The following is a 1,464-nucleotide window of genomic DNA, read 5'->3' as shown; positions in this document are numbered from 1 at the left end:
TTGTATATGCTATTGGTACCGTTGTTTGCATTTACAAACTTATTTATTTCGTATTTACAATCACAAAGAAAAATACATAGAATGTCTAAAATACAAAGTTATTCTAGATTACTTGTTATTTTATTAAGCACAATCACAGCATTCATGTACGGAATTTATGGCTATGTCATTGGTTTAATAGTTAGTAATGTATTTACATTTATTGTTTTAATAATGAGCATAAGAACGGAAGTTAAATTTAAACTATTTAAAAAAATTGGGAATGAAAGTACTATTAAGCTTCTTAAGTTTAGTAGTACTGCACTCGCAACTAGTATTACATGGCAGGCATTACAAACAAATGGAATAATAATGGCAAATTATATGAAAGTTGATAATCGTGAGATAGCATTTTATGGTATTAGCACTCTTATCATAACAACAATGATGATTATTCCGAGTACGATGACTCAGATTATGGTTCCATATATATCTGAAAAGCAAGACGATCCGATAGAGATAAATAAGATTTTAAAAAAATATGAAAAAAGAGTGTTCCTTATAATGCTAGTTATTATTATTTTATCATATTTGATATTACCAGTATTAATTCCTCGGGCATTCGGATTTAATTATAGTAATTCTATTCCATATTTTAAGGTGCTATTAGTTGGTTTGCTTTTCTGGAGTCTATACTCACCTAAACATAATACACTAATGAGTATTGGAAGAATTGATTTGAACCTATATGCAAATATTATTTCAGTTGTGATTAATATAGCGCTTAATTTCCTTTTGATTAAATACTTAGATATGTTGGGTATCGCACTAGCAAGTTCTATTACATTTATTATCGCTTATTTTGTTAATATTTCCTTTTACAGGATGGTTTTCAATCCGAAGGTCTTGAATGAGACAATTATTCAGTAAAAGCCGTATAAACGGCTATTCTAACAGCCTATAAAAAAGGGGCGACCCCAATTTGCGAATCTTAGAAAGTCGTAAAGTTTTAATTTATAGCATTGCTTTTTTGATGATTTCTACGTCAATGATTGTAGCTTTACTAAGTGGAAAAATCTTATTATTAATAATACCTCTGCTGTTAATTTTAATGGTGTATTTTCTAAATATTAAATTTTTTGTTTTTGCTTTGGTTTTGTTTATGCCTACTATTGAAATGTTAAACCAGCTTGGTGTAGGTATTGGCGGTTTTCTTATGCTTAACGCTATTGTGTCTGCTTATTTTATTTATATGTCAGTATTACACATCTTGAAAAGCCGTTTGCATATTGATACTAGAAAAAGCGTAATTATAGTATTTATTATTTATATAGCAGCGTGTAGTATTTCATCAATAGTTGCAATAGATGTATTAGCGAGTTTAAAAGAACTACTGAAAATGATTTTCTATTTTTCTTTGCTTTTAATAATTCCGACGCTAATCAAAGAAAAAAAAGAGATTAACACAATCATAAACTTACTTAT

The 1,464-nt window shown here is 28.3% G+C and carries 2 protein-coding genes; both read left to right on the top strand.

Going from position 1 to position 1,464, the window contains the following annotated elements; translation table 11 throughout:
* The coding region (locus AC1DUA_RS37325; protein ID WP_477504523.1) for an oligosaccharide flippase family protein at nucleotides 1-909 on the top strand (909 nt) is incomplete at its 5' end.
* Nucleotides 910-961: 52 nt separating this feature from the next.
* On the top strand, nucleotides 962-1,464 hold a 503-nt coding region (locus AC1DUA_RS37320), incomplete at its 3' end, for a hypothetical protein (RefSeq protein ID WP_477504522.1).

Source organism: Paenibacillus sp. 01T422, from assembly GCF_056398785.1.
Note: the sequence above shows the minus strand (reverse complement) of the source record. Positions and strands in the feature narration are given on the sequence as shown.